This window comes from Brevibacterium pityocampae (assembly GCF_039541555.1).
GTDB classification, from domain to species: Bacteria; Actinomycetota; Actinomycetes; order Actinomycetales; family Brevibacteriaceae; genus Brevibacterium; species Brevibacterium pityocampae.
This window is the reverse complement of record NZ_BAABGL010000036.1, coordinates 78,342-103,947: the sequence shown is the minus strand read 5'-3', so window position 1 is coordinate 103,947 and position 25,606 is coordinate 78,342. Positions and strand designations below refer to the sequence as shown.

Sequence of the window (25,606 nt, the reverse complement as noted above, 5' to 3'; positions counted from 1 at the left end):
CTCCCGATCCGCCTCGCCGATCCCTCGGATCCCGTTCCCGCGGGCCGGGGGATCGGTGCGTCGGGAGGTCGCCTCTGACGGCGCGAGGGCCGCGTCCGCGCCGTCCCGCGCCCACCCATCGGGCTATTGCGCGAATCTGCTAAAAAGAAGGTACGCTACCCCCATGCCTCAGACATCTGCCCCCGCGCGCCCGGCCGCGCTGCGCGCCGACGAAGTCGTCGCCGTCCTGCCCTGGAAGTGGAACACCCAGGGCGCGATCTTCCTCATCGGCGGCCTCGGCTTCATGTTCGACGCCTGGGACGTCGCCCTCAACGGCTTCCTCATCCCGCTGCTGAGCGACCACTGGGACCTCACGCTCGGGCAGGCCGCCTGGATCGCCACCGCCAACCTCATCGGGATGGCCACCGGCGCCGTGGTGTGGGGCGGGATGTCGGACCGGATCGGCCGCAAGACCGCCTTCACCCTCACCCTCCTCGTGTTCTCCCTGTTCACCGTGCTCGGCGCCTTCGCCCCGAACATCCTGCTCTTCTGCGTCTTCCGGTTCTTCGCCGGCTTCGGCCTCGGCGGCTGCATCCCCGTCGACTACGCCCTCGTCGGCGAGTTCACCCCGGCCAAGCACCGCGGCCGCGTGCTCACCGCGATGGACGGCTGGTGGCCGATCGGCGTCACCCTGTGCGCCTTCGTCTCCGCCTGGCTGCTCGACTTCGGCGACTGGCGCCTCATCATGCTCGTCATGGTGCTGCCCGCCCTGCTCATCGTGTTCGTGCGGATCTTCATCCCCGAATCCCCGATGTACCTGATCTCCGCCGGGCAGTACGACAAGGCCGACGCGATCCTCCGCCGCCTCGTCGCGCGCACCGGGGCCGACATCACCGAATGGCACTACGAGGGCCTCGGCCCCGCGGCCGCCGCCACGGCGAGCGGCACCCCGGCCACGACCGGGCCGGCCCCGACGTCCGACTCCACCGCGGCCGGGGCGGGGGTCGGGGTGCAGCGGCGCGGGGTCCTCGGGCGGGTGTCCGCGCTGACCGGGCAGATCGCCGAGCTGTGGCGCTACTCCGCCCGCGTCACCTTCACCGCGTGGCTCCTCTTCGTCGCGGTGCTCGTCCTCTACTACGCCGCGCTCACCTGGTTGCCGAAGATCCTCCGCGAGCAGGGGCTCGGCGACCAGGCGGCATTCATCGTCACCGGGCAGATGACGGCGATCGGGATCGCCGGCGTGGTGCTGTGCGCGCTGCTCGTCGAGCTCACCGGCCGCAAGTGGATGCTCGGCACCACCTCGGTCGTCGCGGCCGTCGCCCTCGTCGGCTTCGCGATCGCCCTCGACTCCTCCGGGGCCGAGCTCAACGGCGCGGCGAAGTTCTCCATCCTCGCCTTCGGGTTCTTCATCCAGATGGCGATCCCGGCGCTCTACACCTATGTCTCCGAGCTCTACCCCACCCGCCTGCGCGGTTCCGGGTTCGGCTGGGCCTCGGCCGCCTCGCGCGTGGCCACCGGAGTCGCCCCGGTGGTGTTCGGCAGCCTCATGTGGCCGGTCCTCGGGCTCACGTGGACCTTCGTCATCACCGGCGCGTTCGTGGTCCTCGCCGCTCTCGTCATGGCGTTCGCGACGCCCGAGACCACCGGCCAGGAACTCGAGTGACGCACCGCACACCCACGACGGCGCGGCGCCGGGTAGCGTGAGGCCATGACAGTCGAGAACCTCCACGCAGAGCACAAGGTCACCGGCGGCAAGCTCGTCGTCGCCGATGTCGAGACCGACGGCACCGCGATCACCGGCGCCACGATCTCCGGGGACTTCTTCCTCGAACCCGAGGAGGCGTTCTTCGACATCGCGCCCGCGCTCGTCGGCGCCTCCGTCCGGGCCGACTCCGCCGAACTCGTCCGCCGCCTCGACGCCGCGCTCGCCGCCCACGGCTCCGGGCTGCAGATGCACGGCTTCACCACCGCCGACATCGCCACCGTGGTGCGCCGGGCGGTGACGAAGGCGGCGAACTTCTCCGACTTCGACTGGGAGGTCATCCACGGCCCGGTGCTGCCGAGCCGCATCAACGTCGCCCTCGACGAGGTGCTGCTGACCGAGGTCGACGCCGGTCGCCGCCGCCCGACCCTGCGGTTCTGGGAGTGGGAGGACCGGGCGACGGTCATCGGCTCGTTCCAGTCCTTCGTCAACGAGCTGCGGCCCGAGGGTGTGGAGAAGTACGGCGTCGACGTCATCCGCCGGATCTCCGGGGGCGGGGCGATGTTCATGGAGGGCGGCAACTGCGTCACCTACTCGATGTACGTGCCGGACTCGATCATCGCCGGTCTCGACTACGCGGAGTCCTATGCCTTCCTCGACCGCTGGGTCATCGCCGCGCTCGGCGACCTCGGCGTCAACGCCTGGTACGTGCCGATCAACGACATCACCTCGAGCGACGGCAAGATCGGCGGTGCCGCCCAGCGCCGCCTGACCTCGGGCACGCTGCTCCACCACGCGACCATGAGCTACGACATCGACGCCGACAGGATGGTCGAGGTGCTGCGGATCGGGGAGGCGAAGATCTCCGACAAGGGCGTGCGGAGCGCGAAGAAGCGCGTCGACCCGCTGCGCCGGCAGACCGGGGCGGACCGGCAGGAGATCATCGCGACGATGATCGACACCTTCACCGCCCGCTACGGCGCCGCCCGCGGGGAGGTGAGCGCCGCCGAGCTCGCCCGGGCCGAGGAGCTCGTCGAGTCGAAGTTCGGCACCGAGGCCTGGACCCATCGCGTCCCCTGAGCCCTCAATTTTCGAAGGTTCCTGAGAACGAAACCGCAAGAATGTGCACGGTATCGGCCGGTCCGCCTGGCCCCGCGAACGCCCCTGCCGCGCCTCCTGCGGCCGGGCGGATGACCGACTAGGCTGGGACCGACGGCGTGCACCGCGCGGACCGTCGTAGCGGCGAACCGACCAGCTGTGCGCTCTCCGCCGAGCACCCCACCGAGAAAGAGGACCCTGTGCGCCACGTAGAACCGACCGTCGAACTCCTGGCCCGTCCGTCGATCGACTGGGACGCGATGAAGAAGTACCTCGGCGAGGTCGGCGGCCTGTCCTGGGCCGAGCGCGTCGAAACGGCCGACAGCCCCGACGGCGAGGACCTCCTCGAGTTCGCCGGCCGCATGTGCTACCGCTCCTGGGAGCCGGGTCTCAACCCCAACGTGTCGCGCGTCCGCACGGACTCCGCCTCCTACCTGGGCAACGTCGTCGCCTCGCAGCACGGCTCCGTGCTCGAGCACGCGAACTACACCTTCGTCCTCCACAACGTGTCGCGCGTCCTCACCCACGAACTCATCCGCCACCGCGCCGGCTGCGCCTACTCGCAGGAGTCACTGCGCTACGTGCGGCTCACCGAGATCCCGTTCTGGTTCCCCGACTGGGCGCGTGAGGACGAGGAGCTCATGGAGCGCAGCCTCGCCGTGCTCGACACCCTCGAGGAGCACCAGAAGTGGATGACCGAGCACTTCGGGCTCGACGACGAGGGGACGAACTTCGCGCACAAGAAGCACATGACCTCCTTCATGCGGCGCTTCGCCCCCGAAGGGCTCGGCACCGGCATCGTCTACACGGCGAACCTGCGCTCCCTGCGCCACGTCGTCGAGATGCGCACCGCGCCGGGTGCGGAGGAGGAGATCCGCCTGGTCTTCGGCAAGGTCGCCGAGATCATGAAGGCCGAGGCGCCGGCGATCTTCGCGGACTACTCCGTGGAGGACGGCGCCTGGCTGCCCGGCACCCGCAAGGCCTGAGCGCGGGCCCGAGCCGAGGCACGAGAAGGCCCCGGGGAGATCATCTCCCCGGGGCCTCCTCGTGCCAGTGCCGAACGCGCCGGTGCTGACTGCGCCGCTCAGCGGCGCGGATCGAGCCCGCCCTCACCGCGCGGATCGCGGTAGTCGGGGTGGTTCGGATCGAGCGGGCGACCCTGCTGGTCGTAGCCCTGCTGGTCGAGGCCCTGCTGACCCTGGATCCGCCCGTCGTAGCCCTGCTGCTGCGGATCGACCGGCTGACCCTGCTGGTCGAAGCCCGGCTGACCCTGCTGGCCGTAGCCCTGCCCGCGCGGGTCCACCTGCTGATCGTGACCGCGCTGGTCATGGCCGAGGCGGTTCGGATCATGCTGGTCGCGCCCGTGCTCGTCGCGACCGAGCTGGTCGTGGCCCTGCCGGTGCTCGTCGGCTCCGGGTCCGCGCCGGCCGTCGACGAAGTCCTGCTGCTGCGGGCCTCCGGCGTCGAGGCGCGGATCGTTCTCACGGGGCCGGTCGCCGTGTCCGGCGATGCCCGCCCCGGCAGCACCGGCACCGGCAGCGCCCGCGGCGTGGGCGCCTCGGTCGTGGTGATCGTCGCGGACACCGTCGCGGTGACCGTCGTGGTCGCGCACGCCGTCGCGGACCCCGTCGTTCACGCCGTCGCGATCGCGGATCCCGTGGTCGTCGCGGTATCCGTCGTGGTCGCGGATGCCGTCGCCGGTGCGGCCGTCGCGGTCGAGGTCGTGCCGACCGTGGTCGTCGCGCAGTCCGCGGTCGTCATGGTGGCGGTCGTCGCGGTGTCCGTCGCCGGAGTGTGCGGCGGCTGCTCCGGCGCCCGCACCTGCGGCTCCGGCGGCGGCAGCGGTTCCGGCGCCCGGGCCGCGCCCGTCGTGGCGCCCGTCATGATGACCGTCGGTGCGAGTGCCGTCGGTGCTGACATCCGGGTCGAGGCGGTCGGCCTCGGCCTGGCGCCGGCGGACCTGTTCGCGCTCGGCCCGGATCTTCTCCTGCTCGCGAGCGATCTCCTGATCCTTGCGCTCGGCGTCGACGCGGGCGCGCTCGGCCTCGATCTTGCGGTTCTCCGCCTCGAGCTCGCGCTGGCGGACATCGAGGTCGGCCTCCTTGCTCTCCTGGCGCAGCTCTGCGGCCCGCTGACGATTCTCCTCGTCGCGGCGCTGCTGCTCGATGCGCTCGCGCTCCTTCCTCTTCTTCGAGGAATTCACGGCGAACACGATGATGCCGATGATCGCGAGGAGCACGACGATGGCCACGACGATCCAGATGATCGCTTGTGCGTTCATGATCTTTCTCCTTGGGTCCAGGAACCGGTGTGTTCCCTCTCACAAGGAACGTTACCGTCAACCGGGGGTGCGGTGAAGGATTGGAGGGGTCGGATCCTGTCGTCGGTCGCGGCGCAGGCGCCGCGATTCGACCGAGCGGTCGTCGCGGAACCCGCCGCGGTGGACTCAGGGTCGGATGATCGTCATCCCCGGGTGCGTCCCGGCATCCATCGCCCGCAGCGCCTCCGGGGTCTCTTCGAGGGTGATCGTGCGGGTGACGAGGTCCTGCGGGCGCAGCGCGCCGCTGCGCACGAGGTCGAGGAGGGCCGGGTAGTCCGCGGCGGCCATCCCGTGGCTGCCGAGGAACGACAGCTCGTGGGAGATGACGCGCCCGATCGCGGCTTCGGGCGGGCCGGCGAACAGCCCGATCTGCACGTGGCGGCCGAGAGGGGCGAGACAGAGCAGGGCGGCGTTCATCGTGTCCGCCCGGCCGAGCGCCTCGAGGGTGACGGCGGGGGCGGAACCGGCGGCGCGGACGACCTCGGCGGCCACCTCGGCCGGGGTCAGGCCGGTCGAGTCGACGAGCACCTCGGCGCCGTGGCGGGAGGCGAGGGCGAGCGCCTCGGCGCTGATGTCGACGGCCACGACGCGCGCGCCGAGCGCGCGGGCGATCATGATGGCCGACAGTCCGACCCCGCCGCAGCCGAACACGGCCAGCGTCTCCCCGGCGGCCAGGCGGGCGCGGTCGTGGAGTCCGCGGAAGGAGGTCGCGAAGCGGCAGCCGAGGCTGCAGGCGGCCTCGGCGGGGATCTCGTCGTCGACGGCGACGAGGTTGAGGTCGGCGTGGCGGATGACGACCTTCTCCGCCCAGGACCCGAAGTGGGTGAAGCCGGGCTGGGTCTGGTCCGGGCACACCTGGGCGTTGCCGCTCGCGCACCATTCGCACGCTCCGCAGCCGCCGACGAACGGCGTGGTCACGCGCTGTCCGAGCGTCCACTCCCGGACGCCCGCGCCGACCTCGACGATGTGCCCGACGAGTTCGTGACCGGGGACGTGGGGGAGGGCGACGGTGTCGTCGTGGCCGGACCAGGCGTGCCAGTCGCTGCGGCACAGGCCGGTGGCCTCGACGGCGATGACGACGCCGTCGGCGGGAGCAACCGGATCCGGGAGCTCGGCGATGGTCGGGGTGGTGCGGAAGGACTCGAAGCAGACGGCGCGCATGAGGTCATCGTAGGTCTGGCGCACCGGCCCGGTCGGGGCGTCTCAGGGTGCGGCGCCTCAGACGGTGATGCCCGCGGCGGCGAGCTCGGCCAGCAGGGTGCGGCGGATGTCCTGGGCGCGATGGCTGAACGCCTCCTGCCGGCGCATGTACTCCGCCTTGCCGGCGGCCGTCTCGATCCGCACCGGCGTGTACCCCCAGGCGCGGAGGTCGTAGGGGGAGGCCTCCATGTCGAGGCGACGGATCGCGCAGGCGAGGTCGAAGGCTTCGAGCACCGTCTCCGAGGCGACGATCGGCTCGAGCTTCATCGCCCACTTGTAGAGGTCCATGCCGGCGTGGAGGCAGCCGGGCTGCTCGTTCGCCCGCATGCCGGCGCGGGTGGGCTGCAAGGTGTTGCGCGGCACGGCGGCCGGCGTGAAGAACCGGAAGGCATCGAAGTGGCTGCACCGGATGCGGTGGGATTCGACGACGGCGTCGGTGTCGGCCTGCGAGAGCCGCAGCGGGACCTGATCGTGGCGGTGCTCGCCGGGGGACTGGCGGTAGACCATCGCCCATTCGTGGAGCCCGAAGCACCCGAGCGTCGCCTCGCGTCCGAGGGTCGAGTGGAGGAGGCCTGCGATGAATCGCGCCCCGTCGCCGCGCTCGGTGCGCCACGCGGGGAGGTCGACGAACGCCACCGCACCGGCACCGGCGGGGGAGGACCGGGTCGAGGCGCCGGCGGGGGCCTCCTCGATCCGGAACCAGCGCCGGTCGAAGGCCGCCCGGTCCTCATCCGTGGCGATCTCGACCGCGCGCCGCGCGCCGGGCTGCCAGCGGGCGAGCTTGCCGGGCTTGAAGGGGTAGTAGGTGAAGAGGAAGTCCTCGACCGGGTGGGTCTCCCCGCGGGAGCGCCGGGCGAGGTGCGCCGCGGTGCGTTCGCCGACGGTCGCCTCGTGCGCGGCGCGCAGCGCATGCCAGCTCGCTGCGGTGAGCACGGGGACCTCGACGGCGGTCTCCGGGCTGCGGGCCGAGGCGGGAGCGGTGGACGCGGTCATGACCCCCATTGTCCAGCGCGCGCCGGGTCCCGGACAAACGCGGGATCGGTGCGTGACCAGGTCTCCCGGCGCCCCTACCTCCCGCTGCGCTTCGTGCCGCGGGCAGGTGGGGCGTTCCACGGATCCTGAGGCCACGGGTGCTTCGCGTAGCGGTTCCGGTTCTCCGCCCGGACGTGGGCGTAGGCACCGTCCCAGAACGAGGCGAGGTCGCTCGTCACCGCGAGCGGCCGGCCCGCCGGCGACAGCAGGTGGAGGACGACGGGCACACCGCACACCTCCGGGCCGGTCGCCCAGCCGAAGCACTCCTGGAGCTTGACCGCGAGCACCGGCGGCACGATCCCGGTGCCGTCACCGGTGCTCCCCTCCCCGTCATGCGCCTCCGGCTCCGGGTAGTCCAGCCGTACGGCGCGCCCGCTCGGCACCGTGACGCGCTCGGGCACGAGCTCATCGATCCGGGCCGCCTCGGGCCACGGCAGGATCTCCTGCAGCCAGCCCACCGGCGCGCGCTCGCGCAGCCGCCCGGAGAACCGGTCGAGCAGCGCCTCCCACTTCACATCCGGCCACGGTTCCCCGAGGGCGGCATGGAGGAGGCCGAGGCGCCGGCGCAATGCCGCGAACCCCGCGCTCGGAGCGAGCATTCCGGGTCCCTGCTCAGCCACCGCGGCGGCGAGGGCGAGCTCCTCGGATGCGGGCGTCGGCTTCACCGGGGTCGAGGACAGCTCGATCGCGCCGAGGCGCTCGACCCGCCGGGCCCGGATGCGCCCCTCGTGGAAGCGGGCGTCCTCCGCCGTGCGCCGCATGCCGGATGCGGCGAACTCGGCGATCTCCCGGGTGATCGGCACCGCGGCCCGGATGAGCGCACGCTCATCGGCGAGTCCGACCTCGGCGACGGCGAGCCACGCGCTGCCGGTGAGCCGCGAGTCGCGGGGGAGCACCGCCCCCGTGCCCGAGGCGAAGAGGTACTCCCCGGGGGCATCGGACCGCTCCCGGGCGATCCGGTCCGGGCGGGCGAGCGCGGCGACGAGGCCGACGGCCGTGTCCGGGGACAGGTTCTCGACGAGCCCGGGCGGAAGGTCGACCGCGAACCCGCCGCCGGCCCCCGCAGCCGGGTCTGCACCCGTCGCGTCCTCGGCGCCTCCGGGCGGACCGCACCGCGCCATCCGCTCGAACCGGTCGACCTCGGTGGACCAGGCGCGGTCGCGATCACGGCGCAGCGATCGGAGCAGAGCCGGCAGGTCACCGCCCGGAGCCCGCAGCTCGAGACCGAGGGCGGCGACGACCTCGGCAGCCCGGCGTGCTCCGACGATCTGCGACCCGGTGAGGAGGCCGCGGGCGAGCCGGGGATCGGCCGGGATCCGAGCGAGCCGGCGCCCCGCCGCGGTCGCCCGCCTGGAGTCGTCGAGCGCACCGAGCCCGATGAGGGTCTCCTCGGCCGCCGCCCGCGCCCGGTCCGGCAGCGGGTCGGGCAGTCGCAGCCCGTCCCCGCCCGGTGCGCCCCAGCAGGCGAGGTCGAGCATGGCGGAGGTGAGATCGGCGGTGCGGACCTCCGGCGGGGTGTCCGCCGGCAGGCCGGCCCACTCGGATTCCGCCATGCACCGGATGACCCGGCCCGGGCCCTCGCGGGCGGCGCGGCCGGCGCGCTGGGTGCCCGCGGCCTTCGACTCCCGCACGGTGACGAGCCCGCTCATCCCGCGCACGGTGTCGAGGCGCGGCTGCCGGGACAGCCCGGCGTCGACGACGGTGCGCACCCCGGGCACGGTGAGGGAGGACTCGGCGACTGCGGTCGCGACGATGACGCGCGGGCCGCGCCCGGTCTCCCCAGACCCGGCCCCACCCGGGGCGCGCTCATTCGAACGGCCCGCTGCGGCGGGGGACAGGATGCGGTCCTGCTCGCCCGGCGGGGTGCCGCCGGACAGCGCGAACACCTCGGCGCCGGCGGGGAGCGCGCTCCTGAGCAGCCCGATGACGCGGTCGATCTCGCGCAGGCCCGGGAGGAACACGAGGACGTCCCCGGAATCGGGTTCGGCGGCAGCCGCGGCGGTCTGCCGGGCGACGTGGGCGAGGAAGTCCGGGTGGATCCCGCGCGCATCGAGCGCTCGCCGGGCCGCCGGGGCCCACCGGACCTCGAGCGGGTGGATGTCCGCAGCGGCGGTGAGGACCGGGGCCGGCGCGGCGGACGCCCCGGCGTCGCCGTCCTCACCGAGCAGCTCGGCCCAGCGTCCGGCCTCGAGCGTGGCGGACATGACGACGAGGGAGAGGTCCTCGCGGAGCTCGACGAGCTCGCGGAGCATCCCGAAGGCGAGGTCGGCGTCGAGGTGCCGCTCGTGGATCTCGTCGAGCACGACCGCGGCGGTGTCGGCGAGCTCGGGATCGCCGAGCAGACGGCGCACGAGGACGCCGTAGGTGACGAACTCCACGCGCGTGCGCCGGGAGACCGATCGGTCCCCACGGACCGTGTGGCCCACCTCCTCGCCGAGGCGTGTGCCGGTGAGCGACGCCAGGCGCCGGGCGGCGGAGCGGGCGGCCACCCGCCGCGGCTGGGCGACGACGACCCGACCGGCACCCGCCTCGGCCTCGGCGGCATCTGCGAGCGCGGTGGCGAGGGCCGGCGGCACGAGCGTCGTCTTGCCGGTGCCCGGCGGGGCCTCGATCACCGCGCGCACCGGACCGGCCGCGGCGAGTTCGGCGAGCCGGGGCAGGACGGCGGCCGCCGGGAGGCCGGCGGACAGGGCATCGAGGTCGAAGAGCGGCACGGAACCATCCTCGCACCCACCGCGGACACGGCCGATCCGCCCCGTGTCCGTCCCCCTGCGTAGACTGACCCCATGCGCATCGCACGATTCATCCATGAGGACGCACCCGCCTACGGAGTCGTCGAGGGCGACCTGCCCGAGGTCGACTCCGACGGAACGCTCGACACCTCGGGCCTGCAGATCGCGGTCCTCGACTCGGACCCCTTCTTCAGCCCCGCCCAGTCGACCGGCACCCGGCTGGCCTACGACGACGTCCGGCTGCTCGCCCCGATCATCCCGCGCTCCAAGGTCATCGGCGTGGGCCGCAACTTCGCCGACCACGCCAAGGAGCTCGGCAACGAGGTGCCGGTGTCGCCGCTGACCTTCTTCAAGCCGAACACCGCCGTGGCGGGCCCCGGCGACCCGATCCGGCTGCCGGCGATCAGCGAGCACGTGTCCTACGAGGCCGAGCTCGCCGTGGTGATCTCCCGTGTCGCCAAGCGGGTCCCGGCGGAGAAGGCCTACGACCACGTGCTCGGCTACACCGCCGGCAACGACGTCACCCTGCGTGACATCCAGAAGACGGACAAGCAGTGGTCCAGGGCCAAGGGCTTCGACACCTCCGCGCCGCTCGGTCCGTGGATCGAGACCGACATGGACCCCGAAGGCGTGCGCATCCGCTCCTGGGTCGACGGCGAGCTCAAACAGGACGGGAACACGAACGACTACATCTTCGACATCCCCACCCTCATCGAGCACCTGAGCGAGACGATCACCCTGCTGCCCGGCGACGTCATCCTCACCGGCACACCTGCCGGCGTCGGGGAGATCGTCGCCGGCAACCGCGTCGACATCGCGATCGACGGCCTCGGCCTGCTCTCCAACCCCGTCATGGACGCCTGAACCCGGCGCCCCGCCCGGCACCCGCACCCACCCGGTGCGCGCCGCCCCCACCGCACCTGTCGATCGAAAAGGAACCCCATTGAGCGTCAGAGTCCGCTTCTGCCCATCGCCCACCGGCACCCCGCACGTCGGGATGGTGCGCACCGCCCTGTTCAACTGGGCCTACGCCCGGCACACCGGCGGCACCTTCGTGTTCCGCATCGAGGACACCGACGCCGCCCGCGATTCCGAGGAGAGCTTCGGCCAGGTTCTCGAGGCGATGCGCTGGCTCGGCCTCGACTGGGACGAGGGCATCGACGTCGGCGGGCCGCACGGCCCCTACCGGCAGTCGCAGCGCGGTGACATCTACGCAGACGTCATCGAGAAGCTCACCGCCGGCGGTCACCTCTACGAGTCCTTCTCCACGAACGAGGAGGTCGAGGCGCGCCATCGGGCCGCCGGGCGCGACTCCAAGCTCGGGTACGACGGCTTCGACCGCGACCTCACCGAGGAGCAGAAGGCCGCCTTCCGTGCCGAGGGCCGCGAGCCGGTGCTCCGCGTGCGGATGCCGGACGAGGACATCACCTGGACCGACCTCGTGCGCGGGGAGATCACCTTCAAGGCCGGCACCGTGCCGGACTTCGTCGTCGTGCGCGCCAACGGGCAGCCGCTCTACACCCTCGTCAACCCCGTGGACGACGCCCTCATGGGCATCACCCACGTGCTCCGCGGCGAGGACCTCCTGTCCTCCACCCCGCGCCAGCTCGTCCTGTTCGAGGCGCTCAAGGCGATCGGCATCGCGGAGCAGACGCCTGAGTACGGCCACCTGCCCTACGTCATGGGCCAGGGCAACAAGAAGCTGTCGAAGCGCGACCCGGAGTCGAACCTCTTCCTCCACCGCGACAACGGATTCATCCGCGAGGGGCTCATCAACTACCTCGCGCTGCTCGGCTGGTCGATCGGCCCGGACCGCGACGTGTTCTCCGTCGAGGAGTTCGTCTCCGCCTTCGACATCCACGACGTCAACCCGAACCCCGCGCGCTTCGACGTCAAGAAGGCCACCGCGATCAACGCCGACCACATCCGGCTCCTCGACGAGGCCGACTTCACCGCGCGCCTCATCCCCTACCTGCAGGACGCCGGCGTGCTCTCCGGCGAGCCGGACGCACGCGAACGCGAGATCCTCGCCGCCGCGGCCCCGCTCGTCCAGACCCGCATGAATCTGCTCGGCGAGGCCCCGGACCTGCTGCGGTTCCTCTTCGTGTCCGACGCCGAGCTCGAACTCACCGAGGACGGGCTCAAAACGCTCAAGGACACCGCGCCGCAGGTGCTCGCCGCGTCCCTCGAGGTGCTCGAGCCGCTCGACGACTGGACGACCGCGGCGATCCAGGACGCGCTCACCGCGAAGCTCGTCGACGAGCTCGGGATCAAGCCCCGGCTGGCGTTCGGGCCGCTGCGCGTCGCCGTGTCCGGTCGCCGCGTGTCCCCGCCGCTGTTCGAGTCGATGGAGATCCTCGGCAAGGACTCCTCGCTCACCCGCCTGCGGGCGCTCGCCGCGCACCTCGCGCAGTGACCCAGGCGGCAGGCGGCGGCGCGCCGGACGGGCATCGGATCCGCACCGCGCGGCTGCCGGGCCTCGAGCTCGAGGAGCACACGGTCAGTGTGCCCCACGACCACGCCGGTTCCACCCCGGGCACGCTCGAGGTGTTCGCCCGGGTTGTCGGCCGGCCCGGCTCCGCCGAGCCCGGGGCGCAGAAGCCCTATCTCCTCTACCTCCAGGGCGGTCCCGGGGCCGAGGCGTTCCGTCCCACCCGCACCGACCCGGCCTGGCTGCCGCGTGCACTCGAGGACTACCGCGTCGTCCTCCTCGACCAGCGCGGCACCGGGCGCTCGACCCCGGTCGGGATCGTCGACGGGCGGGTCACCGGCGTGCCCGCGGAGCTCGCCGCGCCGCCGCAGACCGACCGCGCGGCCGAGGCGCTCGCCGACCACCTCGCCCACTACCGGGCCGATGCGATCGTCGAGGATGCGGAGATCCTGCGCCGTGCGCTCGGCGCCCCGCAGTGGAGCGTGCTCGGCCAGTCCTTCGGCGGGTTCTGCACGCTGCGCTACCTGTCCGCCCACCCGGACGGCGTCGCCGAGGCGTTCTTCACCGGCGGACTGCCCGCCGTCGGCGCCCCGGGCGCACCGCAGCCCGCACCGGCGGACGTCTATGCCCGGACCTGGGCGACCATGAGCGCGAGATCCCAGGCCTTCACCCAGCGCTACCCGCACGCCGGCGAACGACTCGCGGCACTCGCCGCCCGCGCCGCAGGCGCCGGCATCAGCCTGCCGGACGGCACGCTCGCCGGGCCTGCCCACGTGCGCTCGCTCGGGCACCTGCTCGGCGCCTCGGGCGGGGTCGAGCGGCTTCTCGCGCTCCTCGACCACGACATCGACACCGCAGCCTTCCGCGCCGACCTGCTCGCCGCGCTCCCGTTCGGCGCTCGCAATCCCCTCTACGCCGTGCTCCACGAGAGCTGCTGGGCCAGCGGCCATCGCACCGACTGGGCAGCGGCCCGGACGATGCCCGCATCAGCCGCCGCGGAGCCCACCCTGCTCTCCGGGGAGCACATCCTGCCGGAGCACTTCACCACCGGGCTGCTGCAGGCGTGGGAGTCCACCGCGCACGCACTCGCCGCCCGGGACTGGCCGGAGCTGTGGGACCCGGCCGCACTCGCCCGCACCTCGGTCCCGGCGGCGGCCGCCGTCTACTTCGACGACGCCTACGTGCCGCGCGAGCTCTCGCTCGCCACCGCAGAGCTCGTGCCCGGGCTGCGCACCTGGGTGACGAACGAGTACGAGCACAACGGGCTGCGCGCCTCGGGCCCGGCGGTGCTCGACCGGCTCATCCGGATGGTCCGCGACGAGGTGTGAGACGCCGTGCGCGGTGGGGATGAGATTGTCACGCCGAGCACATGCGCCGTTCAGTCCCGCGTCGTACGGTGGGAGCAGAACCACTGCACGCGGCGGAGGCTCCGCCGCGGACACCGATCGGGGAGCTCCCGGAGTCGGGAGTCTCCCCAATGAAGGGGAGAATGGAATGAGCACCGGATACCGCGTGGAGAATCCCGCCACCGGCGATGTCGTCGAGACCTTCGACACCGCCACCGACGCCCAGCTCGAGGACGTGCTGAGCGCCGCAGACGCCGCACAGCGGGAATGGGCTCAGCGCCCGATCGCCGAGCGCGCTCAGATCGTCAGCAAGGTCGCCGCACTGTTCGACGAGCGCAAGGACGAGCTCGGCCGGATCATCGGCGAGGAGATGGGCAAGCGCCTCACCGAGGGCGTCGAGGAGGCCGAGTACTGCAACGAGATCTTCCAGTACTTCGCCGACAACGGGGAGAAGTTCTCCCAGGAGACCACCCTCGACGTCGACGGCGCCTCCGCGGTGCTCGAGCGGTTGCCCGTGGGCGTGCTGCTCGGCATCATGCCGTGGAACTTCCCGTACTACCAGGTGGCGCGCTTCGCCGCACCGAACCTCATGCTCGGCAACGCCATCCTCCTCAAGCACGCGGAGATCTGCCCGCGGTCGGCGGCTGCGATCCAGCAGATCATGGACGACGCCGGGGTGCCTGCCGGTGTGTACACGAACATCTACGCCAGCCACGACCAGATCGCCGCGCTCATCGGCGACCGGAGGGTGGCCGGAGTGTCGCTCACCGGGTCCGAGCGGGCAGGCGCGGTCGTCGGTGCGCTCGCGGGCCAGCACCTCAAGAAGGCCGTGCTCGAGCTCGGCGGCTCCGACCCGTACATCGTGCTCGACACCGACGACGTCAAGGCCGCCGCGGAGACCGCGTGGGGTCTGCGGATGTACAACACCGGTCAGGCCTGCGACTCCAACAAGCGGCTGATCGTCATGGACGACATCTACGACGAGTTCGTCGCCGAGCTCGAGAAGCTCGCGCAGGCCGCGAGCCCGGGCGATTTCACCGCCGAGGACGCCACGGTCTACCAGCCGCTGTCGTCCCGCGGGGCCGCTGAGCGCCTCGCCGAGCAGCTGTCCCGGGCCAAGGACTCCGGCGCGCAGATCCGCGTGGGCGGCGAGCTGTCGGACTCCGGCGCCTACGTCTCCCCGGCCGTCGTCACCGACATCCCGCGCGGCTCGGACGTGTACTACGAGGAGTTGTTCGGCCCCGTCGCCACGGTCTACAAGGTGACGAGCGACGAGGAGGCGCTCGAGCTCGCGAACGACTCGCAGTTCGGGCTCGGCGGCACCGTGTTCAGCCGTGATCCCGAGCGGGCCAAGAAGGTCGGCGCCGGCCTCGAGGTCGGTATGGCCAAGGTCAACACGACCGCGGCCGAGGGCGCCAACGTGCCCTTCGGCGGGGTCAAGCGCTCCGGGTTCGGCCGTGAGCTCGGGCCCGTGGGCATGGACGAGTTCGTCAACAAGCGCCTCTACTGGGTCGGCGAGGAGTGAGTCGACCGAGCTGAGGAGCTGCGCACGGCGCGGTCGGGGGCGCCCCGGCCGCGCCGTCGGCGTCCACGGGCGCGGTCATCCACCTCCCGTGCCGCTCAGCGGGCCGCGACCGTCACAGGGCTCGGATCATCCCGCCGTCGACGGGGATGACGCTGCCGGTGACATAGGCGGCGGCGGGGGAGAGGAGGAACGCGGCGACCCGGCCGAACTCCTCGGGCGTGCCCAGGCGGCGCAGCGGGATGTGGTCTGTGGGCACCTCGGCGCTGCCCACCCGCGGGGTGCGGATGATTCCGGGGGCCACGCCGACCACCCGGATGTCGCGCGGTCCGAGCTCGTCGGACAGCGTCTTGACCATCATGCCCAGGCCCGGGCGCAGGCCGTTGGAGATCGCGATGTCGGGCACCGGGGTCCACACCGATGACGACAGCACCATGCCGATCGCGGACCCGGGCCCGAGGTGCTCCCCGGCATACCGGGCCAGGCGCAGTGTGCCGAGCAGCACCGAATCGAGAGCAGCGCGCCAGTCGTCCTCCGTGGTCTCGAAGAAGCGGCCCTTCTTCGGGCCGCCGACGGAGATCATGAGTCCGTGCACGGGGGAGCCGGGGAAGGCCTCGGCCGCGGTGCGGAAGAGGGTCGCGGGGGCCTCGGGCGAGGCGTTGTCGAGTGCGATTCCGTGACTTCCGTCACCGAGTTCGGCGACCGCGGCGTCGACCTTCTCCTGGCTGCGGGAGGACACGAGGACGTGCGCACCCTCGGAAATCAAGGCCTGGGCGGTCGCCAGGCCCAGTCCGGAGGTGCCGCCGGTGACGATGTACGCGGAGTTCGCGAGTGAGAGATCCATGCTCTCAGTTTTGCACGGGGGTGCCGAGGTGTGTAGAGTAATCTCTCGTTGCCGATGAGATCGCAAGGCGGTCGAATCGCAGTGGGATATGGTGTAATTGGCAGCACGAGTGATTCTGGTTCACTTAGTCTAGGTTCGAGTCCTGGTATCCCAGCGCTCCGAACTCGGAGTATCAGGCCCCCGTCGTCTAGTGGCCTAGGACGCCGCCCTCTCAAGGCGGAAACGGCAGTTCGAACCTGCTCGGGGGTACACACGGAAGGCCCGGAGGATCATGAGATCCTCCGGGCCTTCGTCATCCCCGAAACATCAGAATGCGAAGGTTCCTGAGAGCCGATCCGCGATTCTTCGCAAGGTCAGCGGGCCCCAGCGGTGGAGCAGATGCGTTCCGGAGCCCCATTCCTGTCCGGCGGGTGTGTCCGGCGAGACGAGCGCGCCCCTCCGCCGGATCCCTCACCTGCGATGCGCGAGCTTCGTCGTGTTCTGCGCGGTCCGGATCGTCGCGGCGAAGAACTCGATGATGATCCTCGACAGGAGGATCTGCACGACCATGGGGATCCAGCCGAGGAAGATCGTGATGAGGACCGGCGCCGGATTGAACGAGCTGCCCCCGGACCAGATGTCGTAGCCCATTGCGAAGCCCATCATGATCGAGGCGATGATCGCCGACACCCAGGTGAGGACCGCGATCACCATTGCGATGACGTAGATCACCGAGGCGAACCGGATGGTGATGAAATGCTCGAACTTGAGGTCGAACAGCGCGCGGAGGAAGCCCGGATCCGAGGTGCCGTCGGACGTGTGCGCCGCAGTGTCGGCATGCGGTGCTCCGCCGGGGTCCCCGTACGGAGCGGCGCCGTTCTGCCCGGAGCCGAGCGACGCGGAGCCGGTGGGCACCGGGCCGGTGTGGAATGCAGGGTCCGAGGGCGCAGGCGGGTAGTACCCGGGGCCGGAGCCCGTCGGCGGCTGATCGTGCGGAGGCGGAGGCGGGTAGGTCATGCCGGGGTCCTTCGTGATGGAGGTCTTCTCCCAACGGAGCTGACTTCCACAGTACGACGTCGACCCGTGCGCCGACAGACCCGGAGCCGCCGGTGAGACTGCAGTATCCGGCGGATCCGCTCTCAGGAACCTTCGGAAATTGCTCTTTCGTCAGGCGCGGTTGAGGGCGTCGGTGAGGGCCTTCGCGGCCTCGAGCACCGCCTGCGCATGGAGCCGGCCGGGCTGGCGGGTGAGGCGATCGACGGGACCGGAGATCGACACCGCGGCGACGACGAGGTTGCTCGGCCCGCGCACGGGTGCGGACACCGAGGCCACGCCCCGCTCGCGCTCGGCGATGCTCTGCGCCCAGCCGCGGCGGCGCACGCCGGACAGGATCGTCGCGGAGAACCGCGCCCCGCGCAGCCCGGTGTGGAGGCGGTCCGGCTCCTCCCATGCGAGGAGCACCTGGGCGGCGGACCCGGCGCGCATGCTCAGCGTCGCCCCGATCGGCACCGAATCGCGCAGACCGACCGGACGCTCGGCAGCGGCGACGCACAGGCGCAGGTCGCCCTGGCGGCGGAACAGCTGAGCGCTCTCCCCGGTGCGGTCGCGGAGTTGGTTGAGCACCGGTCCGGCGGCGGCGAGCAGGCGGTCCTCGCCGGCGGCCGACGACAGCTCCGACAGCCGGGGTCCGAGGGTGAACCGGCCCTGCATGTCACGGCCGACGAAGCGATGGAACTCGAGGGCCACCGCGAGGCGGTGGGCGGTCGGTCGGGCGAGCCCGGTGAGGGTGACGAGCTCGGCCAAGGAGGCCGGTCCCGCCTCGAGCGCGGAGAGGACGAGCGCGGTCTTGTCGATGACACCCACGCCGCTGCCGTTCTGTGTGGTCATGCGCAGTATTCTGCCGTCTCATAGATCGAGATGCAAGTCCGCCATGCAGAACGCGCGTCTAGGATCCATAGGACTCATTCGAAGGAGGCAGTCATGGGCAGGACTCTGGCCGAGAAGGTCTGGGGCGACCACGTGGTCAAGGCCGGCGCGGACGGCGCACCCGATCTCATCTACATCGATCTGCACCTCGTCCACGAGGTCACGAGCCCGCAGGCCTTCGAGGGCCTCCGGCTGGCCGGGCGCCCGGTGCGGCGTCCCGACCTCACGATCGCCACCGAGGACCACAACACCCCGACGGTCGACATCGACAAGCCGATCGCCGACCTCACCTCCCGCACCCAGATCGAGACCCTGCGGAAGAACGCGGAGGAGTTCGGCATCCGGCTCCACTCGCTCGGCGACGCCGAGCAGGGCATCGTCCACGTCGTGGGACCGCAGCTGGGCCTGACCCAGCCGGGCATGACCGTGGTGTGCGGCGACTCCCACACCTCCACCCACGGCGCGTTCGGTGCGATCGCGATGGGCATCGGCACCTCCGAGGTCGAGCACGTGCTCGCGACCCAGACGCTCAGCCTCAAGCCCTTTAGGACGATGTCGATCACCGTGAACGGGGAGCTCCCGCAAGGGTCGACCTCGAAGGACATCATCCTCGCGATCATCGCGAAGATCGGCACCGGCGGCGGCCAGGGCTACGTGCTCGAGTACCGCGGCGAGGCCATCGAGAAGCTCTCGATGGAGGCCCGCATGACGATCTGCAACATGTCGATCGAGGCGGGTGCCCGCGCCGGCCTGATCGCCCCCGACCAGACGACCTTCGACTACCTCCGGGGCCGCCCCCACGCGCCGCAGGGCGCGGACTGGGACGCCGCCGTCGAGTACTGGAAGACGCTGCGCACCGACGACGACGCGCAGTTCGACGCCGAGGTGGTCCTCGAGGCCGCCGACATCGAGCCCTACGTCACCTGGGGCACCAATCCCGGCCAGGGCCTGCCGCTGAGCGGGTCGGTGCCGGACCCGGAGTCGATCGGCGACGAGAACGAGAAGTCGGCGGCGCAGAACGCGCTGACGTACATGGGTCTGGCGCCGGGCACCCCGCTGCGCGAGATCGCGGTCGACACCGTGTTCCTCGGCTCCTGCACGAACAGCCGGATCGAGGACCTGCGCGGGGCGGCCGAGGTGATCCGCGGACGAACGAAGAACCCCGAGGTCCGCATGATGGTGGTCCCCGGCTCCGCTCGGGTGCGCCTCCAGGCCGAGGCGGAGGGCCTCGACCAGGTCTTCAAGGACTTCGGCGCCGAGTGGCGGTTCGCCGGCTGCTCGATGTGCCTGGGCATGAACCCCGACCAGCTGTCGGAGGGGGAGCGCTGCGCCTCGACCTCGAACCGCAACTTCGAGGGCCGCCAGGGCAAGGGCGGACGCACGCACCTCGTCAGCCCGCTCGTCGCCGCCGCGACCGCCGTGCGCGGCACCCTGTCCTCGCCCGCCGACCTCGACTGAAGCGCCACGTACCGAAAGGGGCCACCCATGGAGAAATTCACCTCCCACACCGGCGTCGGCGTGCCGTTGCGCCGCTCGAACGTCGACACCGACCAGATCATCCCCGCCGTCTACCTCAAGCGCGTCACCCGCACCGGCTTCGAGGACGCCCTGTTCGCCCGCTGGCGCAAGCAGGACGACTTCGTCCTCAACCACGAGCCCTACCGCAACGGCTCGGTGCTCGTCGCGGGCGCGGACTTCGGCACCGGCTCCTCGCGCGAGCACGCGGTCTGGGCGCTCAAGGACTACGGCTTCGCCGCGGTCCTGTCCTCCCGCTTCGCCGACATCTTCCGCGGCAACTCCGGCAAGGGCGGACTCGTCGCCGCCCAGCTCGAGCAGGAGGACATCGAGCTCATCTGGAAGATCCTCGAGAACCAGCCCGGCGCCGAGGTGACCGTCGACCTCGAGGCCCGCACGGTCACCTGCGACACCCTCACCGTGCCGTTCCAGATCGACGACTACACCCGCTGGCGGCTCCTCGAGGGGCTCGACGACATCGGTCTGACCCTCCAGCACGAGGCCGACATCACCGCCTTCGAGGCCGAGCGCCCCGCCTTCAAGCCCGCCACGCTCCCGGCCCGCACCTGAGCCGTGCGGCCCCGCGCGTCGGCTAGCATGCTTAGGGTCACTGCAGCACGCGCGAGGAGGAACATGCTCGAGGTCCACGGAGGCACGCCGCTGGCGGGTCGCGTCCGCGTCCGCGGGGCGAAGAACCTCGTCTCCAAGGCGATGGTCGCCTCGCTGCTCGGCGACACTCCCTCGGTGCTCCGCGGCGTCCCGCGGATCCGCGATGTCGAGGTCGTCACCGGGCTGCTGGACGTCCACGGGGTGAGCGTGAGCGCCGGCCCGGACTCCGGCCTCCCCGACGGCGAGCTCACCTTCGACCCGGCCGGGGCATCCCAGGGCTCGATCGTCGACATCGACGCCCACGCCGGCGCCTCGCGCATCCCGATCCTGTTCTGCGGCCCGCTGCTCCACCGCCTCGGACAGGCCTTCATCCCCGACCTCGGCGGCTGCCGGATCGGCGACCGGCCGATCGACTTCCACCTCGACGTGCTCCGGCAGTTCGGCGCCACCGTCGACAAGACCCCGGGCGGCATCCGCCTCACCGCCGCCCAGCGGCTCCGCGGCACCAAGGTCGAGCTGCCGTACCCGTCCGTCGGCGCGACCGAGCAGGTGCTCCTCACCGCGGTGCGCGCCGAGGGCATCACCGAGCTCAAGAACGCCGCGATGGAACCCGAGATCATGGACCTCGTCGCGGTCCTGCAGAAGATGGGCGCGATCATCTCGGTCGACACCGACCGGGTGGTCCGGATCGAGGGCGTCGAGTCGATGACCGGCTATACCCACCGCGCCCTGCCCGACCGCATCGAGGCGGCGTCCTGGGCATCGGCGGCCCTCGCCACCGGCGGCGACATCGTCATCGAGGGTGCGCACCAGCAGGACATGATCACCTTCCTCAACGTGTTCCGCAAGATCGGCGGCGCCTTCGAGGTGCTCGAGGACGGCATCCGATTCAGCCACCCCGGCGGACCGCTCAACTCGATCGTCCTCGAGACCGACGTCCACCCCGGCTTCATGACCGACTGGCAGCAGCCGCTCGTCGTCGCCCTCACCCAGGCCACCGGGCTCTCGATCATCCACGAGACCGTGTACGAGAACCGGTTCGGATTCACCGATGCGCTCGGCCGGATGGGCGCGACGATCCAGCTCTACCGCGAGTGCCTGGGCGGCACCCCGTGCCGGTTCGGCCGCCGCAACTTCCGCCACTCCGCCGTGATCTCCGGGCCCACCCCGCTGCGCGGCGCGGACATCGAGGTGCCCGACCTGCGCGGCGGGTTCTCCCACCTCATCGCCGCCCTCGCCGCCGAGGGCACCTCACGGGTGCGCGGCATCGAGCTCATCAACCGCGGCTACGAGGACTTCCTCGACAAGCTCGACGGACTGGGGGCCCGGGTGAGCGCCGGATGAGCGCCCCGGAGAGGACCGACCCTGCGACCCCGGAGCCCCGCGTGCCCAAGACCGCCAAGAAGTTCCACGCCCCGAAGTACCACGTCGAGTTCGACGACCCGGCGCTGCGGAGCCAGTACCGGTCCGCTCCCTTCATCGCCGGCCCCGTGGGCCTCCTCTACCCGCTGTTCGGGCGGATCGAGGTCCTCGGCCTCGACCGGATCCCCGAGGGTCCGGCGATCATCGTGCCCTACCACGCGAGCTACCTCGACCCGATCGCGATCGGGCTGACCCTGTGGCGCAACGGCTACCTGCCGCACTACCTCGCGAAGTCCGGGCTGTTCACCGGCATCGTGGGGGCGGTGCTCAAGCGGATCGGACAGATCCCGGTGCTCCGCGGCTCCGCCCGGGCCGGCGACTCCCTCCAGTACGCGCGCGCCGCGCTCGAGGCCGGGGAGAAGGTCGTCATCTACCCGCAGGGCACCCTGACCAAGGACCCCGAGCTGTGGCCGGAGCCCTCGAAGACCGGGGCGGCCCGGCTCGCCCTGCAGACCCGCGCCCCGGTGATCCCGCTCGCGCACTGGGGCCTGCAGAAGCCGATGCCGGTGGGTTCGAAGATCCCGAAGCCGAGCCCCGGCTCGGTGTGCACGGTGCTGTTCGGCGATCCGATCGCCTATGAGGATCTCGCCTACGACCACGACGGCATCCGCGCGCTCACCGACCGCATCACCTCCCACATCGCCGCCGGCGTGGCCCGGCTGCGCGGGGAGGAGCTGCCCGAGCGGTTCCGCGCCGCGCTCACCGAGGACCCGGAGGCCGGCCGATGAGCCGCATCGCCGTGCTCGGCGCCGGATCCTGGGGCACGACCTTCGCCGGCGTGATCGCCGACGCCGGGAACGACGTCACCCTGTGGGCGCGCCGGCCCGAGGTCGCCGAGGAGATCACCGCCCACCACACCAACCGCGCCTACCTGGGCGAGCTCGTGCTCAACGAGCGGATCACCGCGACCGCGGACCCGGCGGCAGCGCTCACCGGCGCCGAGGTCGTCGTGCTCGCGGTGCCCGCCCAGTCCCTGCGGGAGAACCTCGCCGCCTGGACCCCGCTGCTCGCACCCGATGCGATCCTCGTCAGCCTGATGAAGGGCATCGAGGTCGACACCGGGAAGCGGATGAGCGAGGTCATCGCCGATGTCTCCGGGATGCCGGGGGAGCGGATCGCGATCGTGTCCGGTCCCAACCTCGCCAAGGAGATCGCCGCCCGGCAGCCCACCGCCACCGTCGTCGCCTCGCACAGCGCGCAGACCGCGGAGCGGATCGCCGCGCTCACCGCGAACCCCTACTTCCGGCCCTACACGAACACCGACGTCACCGGCGTCGAGCTCGGCGGGGCGATCAAGAACGTCATCGCGCTCGCCGTGGGGATGTGCGACGGGCAGGGGCTCGGCGACAACTCTAAGGCCTCGGTGATCACCCGCGGTCTCGCAGAGACCTCGCGGCTGGCCCTCGACATGGGTGCCGAGCTCCACACCCTGTCCGGCCTCGCCGGGCTCGGCGACCTCGTCGCGACCTGCGCCTCGCCGCTGTCGCGCAACCGCTCGTTCGGCCGGCTGCTCGGGGAGGGTCTCACCCTCGAGGAGGCCGCTGCCCGCACCCGGCAGACCGCCGAGGGCGTGAAGTCCGCCGCCGCAGTGCTCGAGCTCGGCCGCTCCCGCGGCGTCGAGCTGCCGATCACCCAGGCCGTCGTCGCGGTGCTCGGCGGGCGCCTGCGTGTTGACGAACTCGCCGGATTGCTATTGGCTCGGAAGAGGAAGACCGAAGGACCGACGCACTAGCCGACCGATACCCGAGGAGTCGCCATGACCGAATTCCACAACTCGCCGTTCGCCAACCTCAACGAGGTCCCGCGCTTCGAGCTCACCAGCGAGGACATCACCGAAGGCGGCGAGCTCGCCGCGGCGCAGCGCTCCGGGATCATGGGCGTGCCCGGCGGCGAGGACGTCTCCCCGCAGCTGTCCTGGTCCGGGTTCCCTGCGGAGACCAAGGCCTTCGCGGTGACCTGCTACGACCCCGAGGCGCCCACCGGCTCCGGCTTCTGGCACTGGGTCGTCGCCGACCTCCCCGCCGACGTCACCGCGCTCCCGACGAACGCCGGCGACCCCGACGCCGGGCTCCTGCCCGAGGCCGCGGTCACCATGCGCAACGACGCCGGGGAGCCCCGCTTCGTCGGCGCCGCCCCGCCGGAGGGCCACGGCCCGCACCGCTACTTCTTCATCGTCCACGCGCTGTCCGAGCCGCTCGGCCTCGACGACTCGGCGTCCCCGGCCTTCGTCGGCTTCAACCTGTTCTTCAAGTCCATCGGGCGCGCCTGGATCGAAACCACTTTCGAGGCGAAGTAATCTGGGGGGATGACTCCCGCAGACACCCGTCCGCTCGTCGCCGTGCTGTTCGGCGGCCGTTCGCCGGAGCACTCCGTCAGCTGCGTCACGGCTGCCGGGGTGCTCGCGGCGATCGACCCCGCGCAGTACCGGGCGCTGGCGATCGGCATCACCCAGGACGGCACGTGGAGGCTCGTCGAGGACTGGCAGGACATGCACTTCGACGCCGCGGCGATGCCGGAGGTCGCCGACGACGGCACCGCGGTGATCCCGCCGATCGCCGCCACCGGGGCCCCGCTGCTCCACCGGGACGCCGGTGGTGCGATCACCGAGCTCGGCGCGGTCGATGTCTACTTCCCCATGCTCCACGGCCCGTTCGGCGAGGACGGCACGATCCAGGGCTTCTTCGAGCTCTCCGGCACCCCCTACGTGGGTTCGGGCGTCTACGCCTCCGCAGCGAGCATGGACAAGCACTTCATGAAGATCGTGCTCCGCGCCGCCGGCCTCGAGGTGTGCCCGTGGGAGCGGGTGACCGACCGTGAATGGCAGGCCGACCCCGCCGCCGTGACGGAGCGCGTCACCGGCCTCGGCTTCCCCGTCTTCGTCAAGCCCGCGCGCGCCGGCTCGAGCGTCGGCGTGTCCAAGGTCGCCGACGCCCCAGGACTCGCCGCGGCGTTCGCCGAGGCCTTCGCCCACGACCACAAGGTCATCGTCGAGCCCATGGTCACCGGCCGGGAGATCGAGTGCGGGGTGCTCGGCTCGATCCACCGCGAGCCCGCCCGGGCGAGCGAGCTCGGGGAGATCACCGTCGTCGGCGATCACGAGTTCTACGACTTCGAGGCGAAGTACCTCGACGGCGATGCCGTCGTCCTCAGCTGCCCCGCGGACCTCGACAGCGAGGTCGCCGACCGGGTGCGAGCCGCCTCGGTCCGGGCCTTCGAAGCCTTCGACTGCACCGGACTGGCCCGCGTCGACACCTTCGTCACCCCCGCCGGCGAGGTCGTCATCAACGAGATCAACACCCTGCCCGGCATGACGCCGAGCTCGATGTTCCCCCGCATGTGGGAGGCGAGCGGCGTCGACTACCCGAGCGTCGTCGCCGAGCTCATCCGCACCGCGCTCGAGGACGTCCCCGCCGCGGCTCCCGGCATCTCCGCCTGAGCAGCAGCCGCCCGGTCGGGCGGACAGCGCTCAGCTCTCGGGCGCCTCGGGCACCTGCTCGGCGTCCTGGGCGCCCACGCACTCACCGGTCTGCTCGAGCACGGTGACCGCGGGTGACACCGTGGACAGCACCGTCGCCCCGGACACCCGGGTCGGGTCGAGGATCACCTCGACGGCGGGCGTGCGCCCGTAGGTGACGAACGTCCACGACTCCTCGGACTCCTCGGTGGAGATCCAGTCCACTCCGTCGACGGTGACGCAGCGGTCCGTCGTGGGCGCCGGCGGCTCCATCCCGCAGCGCGCGATCGCGAGCGCCGGATCCCCCCAGGCCTCGGTGCCCTGCGCCGAGGTGTCGCGGTCCGGGGTCCCGTCGATCTCATCGGGCATCCGCAGCATGACCTCCGCACAGGCCGGGTCGTGCGCCTGCGGGGCCGGCTCGAGGACGAGGGCCGGGGTGCAGGCCGCGAGCACGGGTGCGAGGACGAGGAGCGGGAGGAGGCGACGGAGCATGCC

General features: G+C 71.8%; 22 protein-coding genes and 2 tRNA genes. 16 read left to right on the top strand and 8 right to left on the bottom strand.

Going from position 1 to position 25,606, the window contains the following annotated elements; translation table 11 throughout:
- Positions 1–163 precede the first annotated feature (163 nt).
- From ABD883_RS13505 to thyX, 3 genes are all read left to right on the top strand, one after another.
- Positions 164–1,642, top strand: coding sequence for an MFS transporter (locus ABD883_RS13505; protein ID WP_345032781.1), 1,479 nt, complete (start codon positions 164–166; stop codon positions 1,640–1,642).
- Between the two features lie 45 nt (positions 1,643–1,687).
- Positions 1,688–2,761 carry a lipoate-protein ligase small subunit gene (lplB, locus tag ABD883_RS13500; protein ID WP_345032779.1) on the top strand — a complete coding sequence of 358 codons (1,074 nt, stop codon included), beginning with the start codon at positions 1,688–1,690 and terminating at the stop codon, positions 2,759–2,761.
- 218 nt (positions 2,762–2,979) lie between these two features.
- Positions 2,980–3,765: an FAD-dependent thymidylate synthase gene (gene thyX, locus ABD883_RS13495; RefSeq protein ID WP_137320186.1), complete on the top strand. Its 786-nt coding sequence runs from the start codon at positions 2,980–2,982 to the stop codon at positions 3,763–3,765.
- Between the two features lie 98 nt (positions 3,766–3,863).
- On the opposite strand, the gene ABD883_RS13490 is transcribed toward thyX, so the two are convergent.
- The 4 genes from ABD883_RS13490 to ABD883_RS13475 form a co-directional block, all read right to left on the bottom strand.
- Entirely contained in the window at positions 3,864–5,060 is a 1,197-nt protein-coding gene (locus ABD883_RS13490) for a cell envelope integrity protein TolA (RefSeq protein WP_345032775.1), read from the bottom strand.
- 165 nt (positions 5,061–5,225) lie between these two features.
- Positions 5,226–6,260, bottom strand: a complete 1,035-nt coding sequence (locus tag ABD883_RS13485) for an alcohol dehydrogenase catalytic domain-containing protein (RefSeq protein ID WP_137320183.1) — start codon at positions 6,258–6,260, stop codon at positions 5,226–5,228.
- Between the two features lie 57 nt (positions 6,261–6,317).
- Entirely contained in the window at positions 6,318–7,292 is a 975-nt protein-coding gene (locus ABD883_RS13480) for a 3-methyladenine DNA glycosylase (RefSeq protein ID WP_247423875.1), read from the bottom strand.
- Between the two features lie 74 nt (positions 7,293–7,366).
- A complete protein-coding gene (locus tag ABD883_RS13475; RefSeq protein ID WP_345032766.1) occupies positions 7,367–10,045 on the bottom strand; it encodes an ATP-dependent RNA helicase in 2,679 nt (892 codons plus the stop codon).
- 72 nt (positions 10,046–10,117) lie between these two features.
- Between ABD883_RS13475 and ABD883_RS13470 the strand changes: the two genes are divergently transcribed.
- The 4 genes from ABD883_RS13470 to ABD883_RS13455 all read left to right on the top strand — a co-directional run bounded on the left by ABD883_RS13470 (position 10,118) and on the right by ABD883_RS13455 (position 15,365).
- Positions 10,118–10,927, top strand: a complete 810-nt coding sequence (locus ABD883_RS13470) for a fumarylacetoacetate hydrolase family protein (RefSeq protein WP_137320181.1) — start codon at positions 10,118–10,120, stop codon at positions 10,925–10,927.
- A 79-nt stretch (positions 10,928–11,006) separates the two neighbouring features.
- Positions 11,007–12,479, top strand: coding sequence for a glutamate--tRNA ligase (gene gltX / locus ABD883_RS13465; protein ID WP_137320180.1), 1,473 nt, complete (start codon positions 11,007–11,009; stop codon positions 12,477–12,479).
- Entirely contained in the window at positions 12,476–13,822 is a 1,347-nt protein-coding gene (locus tag ABD883_RS13460) for an alpha/beta fold hydrolase (RefSeq protein ID WP_345032760.1), read from the top strand. The genes gltX and ABD883_RS13460 overlap by 4 nt, the downstream gene beginning before the upstream one ends.
- A 166-nt stretch (positions 13,823–13,988) precedes the next feature.
- Positions 13,989–15,365: an NAD-dependent succinate-semialdehyde dehydrogenase gene (locus ABD883_RS13455; RefSeq protein ID WP_137320179.1), complete on the top strand. Its 1,377-nt coding sequence runs from the start codon at positions 13,989–13,991 to the stop codon at positions 15,363–15,365.
- A 112-nt stretch (positions 15,366–15,477) separates the two neighbouring features.
- Here ABD883_RS13455 and ABD883_RS13450 read toward each other — a convergent pair whose 3' ends face one another.
- On the bottom strand, positions 15,478–16,206 hold the full coding sequence (locus ABD883_RS13450) for an SDR family NAD(P)-dependent oxidoreductase (RefSeq protein WP_345032757.1): 729 nt from the start codon (positions 16,204–16,206) through the stop codon (positions 15,478–15,480).
- Positions 16,207–16,288: 82 nt separating this feature from the next.
- Here ABD883_RS13450 and ABD883_RS13445 point away from each other — a divergent pair.
- Both ABD883_RS13445 and ABD883_RS13440 read left to right on the top strand, forming a co-directional pair.
- Positions 16,289–16,360, top strand: a tRNA-Gln gene (locus ABD883_RS13445).
- A gap of 22 nt (positions 16,361–16,382) precedes the next feature.
- Positions 16,383–16,455: transfer RNA gene (locus ABD883_RS13440), tRNA-Glu, on the top strand.
- A 201-nt stretch (positions 16,456–16,656) separates the two neighbouring features.
- On the opposite strand, the gene ABD883_RS13435 is transcribed toward ABD883_RS13440, so the two are convergent.
- Both ABD883_RS13435 and ABD883_RS13430 read right to left on the bottom strand, forming a co-directional pair.
- Positions 16,657–17,202, bottom strand: coding sequence for a DUF4282 domain-containing protein (locus tag ABD883_RS13435; protein WP_345032755.1), 546 nt, complete (start codon positions 17,200–17,202; stop codon positions 16,657–16,659).
- Positions 17,203–17,352: 150 nt separating this feature from the next.
- The gene (locus ABD883_RS13430) at positions 17,353–18,072 is read right to left on the bottom strand and encodes an IclR family transcriptional regulator (protein ID WP_137320177.1); all 720 of its coding nucleotides are present in this window, start codon (positions 18,070–18,072) and stop codon (positions 17,353–17,355) included.
- 93 nt (positions 18,073–18,165) lie between these two features.
- Between ABD883_RS13430 and leuC the strand changes: the two genes are divergently transcribed.
- The 7 genes from leuC (at position 18,166) to ABD883_RS13395 (ending at position 25,093) form a co-directional block, all read left to right on the top strand.
- Positions 18,166–19,569, top strand: a complete 1,404-nt coding sequence (gene leuC, locus ABD883_RS13425; RefSeq protein ID WP_345032752.1) for a 3-isopropylmalate dehydratase large subunit — start codon at positions 18,166–18,168, stop codon at positions 19,567–19,569.
- A 27-nt stretch (positions 19,570–19,596) separates the two neighbouring features.
- Positions 19,597–20,196, top strand: a complete 600-nt coding sequence (leuD, locus tag ABD883_RS13420) for a 3-isopropylmalate dehydratase small subunit (protein ID WP_137320175.1) — start codon at positions 19,597–19,599, stop codon at positions 20,194–20,196.
- Between the two features lie 63 nt (positions 20,197–20,259).
- A complete protein-coding gene (murA, locus tag ABD883_RS13415) occupies positions 20,260–21,579 on the top strand; it encodes a UDP-N-acetylglucosamine 1-carboxyvinyltransferase (protein ID WP_345032749.1) in 1,320 nt (439 codons plus the stop codon).
- The gene (locus ABD883_RS13410; protein ID WP_137320173.1) at positions 21,576–22,385 is read left to right on the top strand and encodes a lysophospholipid acyltransferase family protein; all 810 of its coding nucleotides are present in this window, start codon (positions 21,576–21,578) and stop codon (positions 22,383–22,385) included. The genes murA and ABD883_RS13410 overlap by 4 nt, the downstream gene beginning before the upstream one ends.
- On the top strand, positions 22,382–23,389 hold the full coding sequence (locus tag ABD883_RS13405; RefSeq protein ID WP_137320172.1) for an NAD(P)H-dependent glycerol-3-phosphate dehydrogenase: 1,008 nt from the start codon (positions 22,382–22,384) through the stop codon (positions 23,387–23,389). The genes ABD883_RS13410 and ABD883_RS13405 overlap by 4 nt, the downstream gene beginning before the upstream one ends.
- Positions 23,390–23,413: 24 nt before the next feature.
- On the top strand, positions 23,414–23,953 hold the full coding sequence (locus ABD883_RS13400; protein ID WP_247423858.1) for a YbhB/YbcL family Raf kinase inhibitor-like protein: 540 nt from the start codon (positions 23,414–23,416) through the stop codon (positions 23,951–23,953).
- 9 nt (positions 23,954–23,962) lie between these two features.
- Positions 23,963–25,093: a D-alanine--D-alanine ligase family protein gene (locus ABD883_RS13395; RefSeq protein ID WP_265809936.1), complete on the top strand. Its 1,131-nt coding sequence runs from the start codon at positions 23,963–23,965 to the stop codon at positions 25,091–25,093.
- Between the two features lie 30 nt (positions 25,094–25,123).
- Here the strand turns inward: ABD883_RS13395 and ABD883_RS13390 are convergent, their stop codons facing one another.
- The gene (locus tag ABD883_RS13390; RefSeq protein WP_137320169.1) at positions 25,124–25,603 is read right to left on the bottom strand and encodes a DUF3515 family protein; all 480 of its coding nucleotides are present in this window, start codon (positions 25,601–25,603) and stop codon (positions 25,124–25,126) included.
- Positions 25,604–25,606: the final 3 nt, after the last annotated feature.

Bases quoted from the DNA above. Each gene is read 5' to 3' on its own strand.
- ABD883_RS13505 (WP_345032781.1), top strand. From the start codon at position 164: ATGCCTCAGACATCTGCCCCCGCGCGCCCGGCCGCGCTGCGCGCCGAC.
- lplB (WP_345032779.1), top strand. From the start codon at position 1,688: ATGACAGTCGAGAACCTCCACGCAGAGCACAAGGTCACCGGCGGCAAG.
- ABD883_RS13490 (WP_345032775.1), bottom strand. From the start codon at position 5,060: ATGAACGCACAAGCGATCATCTGGATCGTCGTGGCCATCGTCGTGCTC.
- ABD883_RS13485 (WP_137320183.1), bottom strand. From the start codon at position 6,260: ATGCGCGCCGTCTGCTTCGAGTCCTTCCGCACCACCCCGACCATCGCC.
- ABD883_RS13480 (WP_247423875.1), bottom strand. From the start codon at position 7,292: ATGACCGCGTCCACCGCTCCCGCCTCGGCCCGCAGCCCGGAGACCGCC.
- ABD883_RS13470 (WP_137320181.1), top strand. From the start codon at position 10,118: ATGCGCATCGCACGATTCATCCATGAGGACGCACCCGCCTACGGAGTC.
- ABD883_RS13455 (WP_137320179.1), top strand. From the start codon at position 13,989: ATGAGCACCGGATACCGCGTGGAGAATCCCGCCACCGGCGATGTCGTC.
- ABD883_RS13450 (WP_345032757.1), bottom strand. From the start codon at position 16,206: ATGGATCTCTCACTCGCGAACTCCGCGTACATCGTCACCGGCGGCACC.
- ABD883_RS13435 (WP_345032755.1), bottom strand. From the start codon at position 17,202: ATGACCTACCCGCCTCCGCCTCCGCACGATCAGCCGCCGACGGGCTCC.
- ABD883_RS13430 (WP_137320177.1), bottom strand. From the start codon at position 18,072: ATGACCACACAGAACGGCAGCGGCGTGGGTGTCATCGACAAGACCGCG.
- leuC (WP_345032752.1), top strand. From the start codon at position 18,166: ATGGGCAGGACTCTGGCCGAGAAGGTCTGGGGCGACCACGTGGTCAAG.
- leuD (WP_137320175.1), top strand. From the start codon at position 19,597: ATGGAGAAATTCACCTCCCACACCGGCGTCGGCGTGCCGTTGCGCCGC.
- murA (WP_345032749.1), top strand. From the start codon at position 20,260: ATGCTCGAGGTCCACGGAGGCACGCCGCTGGCGGGTCGCGTCCGCGTC.
- ABD883_RS13410 (WP_137320173.1), top strand. From the start codon at position 21,576: ATGAGCGCCCCGGAGAGGACCGACCCTGCGACCCCGGAGCCCCGCGTG.
- ABD883_RS13405 (WP_137320172.1), top strand. From the start codon at position 22,382: ATGAGCCGCATCGCCGTGCTCGGCGCCGGATCCTGGGGCACGACCTTC.
- ABD883_RS13400 (WP_247423858.1), top strand. From the start codon at position 23,414: ATGACCGAATTCCACAACTCGCCGTTCGCCAACCTCAACGAGGTCCCG.
- ABD883_RS13395 (WP_265809936.1), top strand. From the start codon at position 23,963: ATGACTCCCGCAGACACCCGTCCGCTCGTCGCCGTGCTGTTCGGCGGC.
- ABD883_RS13390 (WP_137320169.1), bottom strand. From the start codon at position 25,603: ATGCTCCGTCGCCTCCTCCCGCTCCTCGTCCTCGCACCCGTGCTCGCG.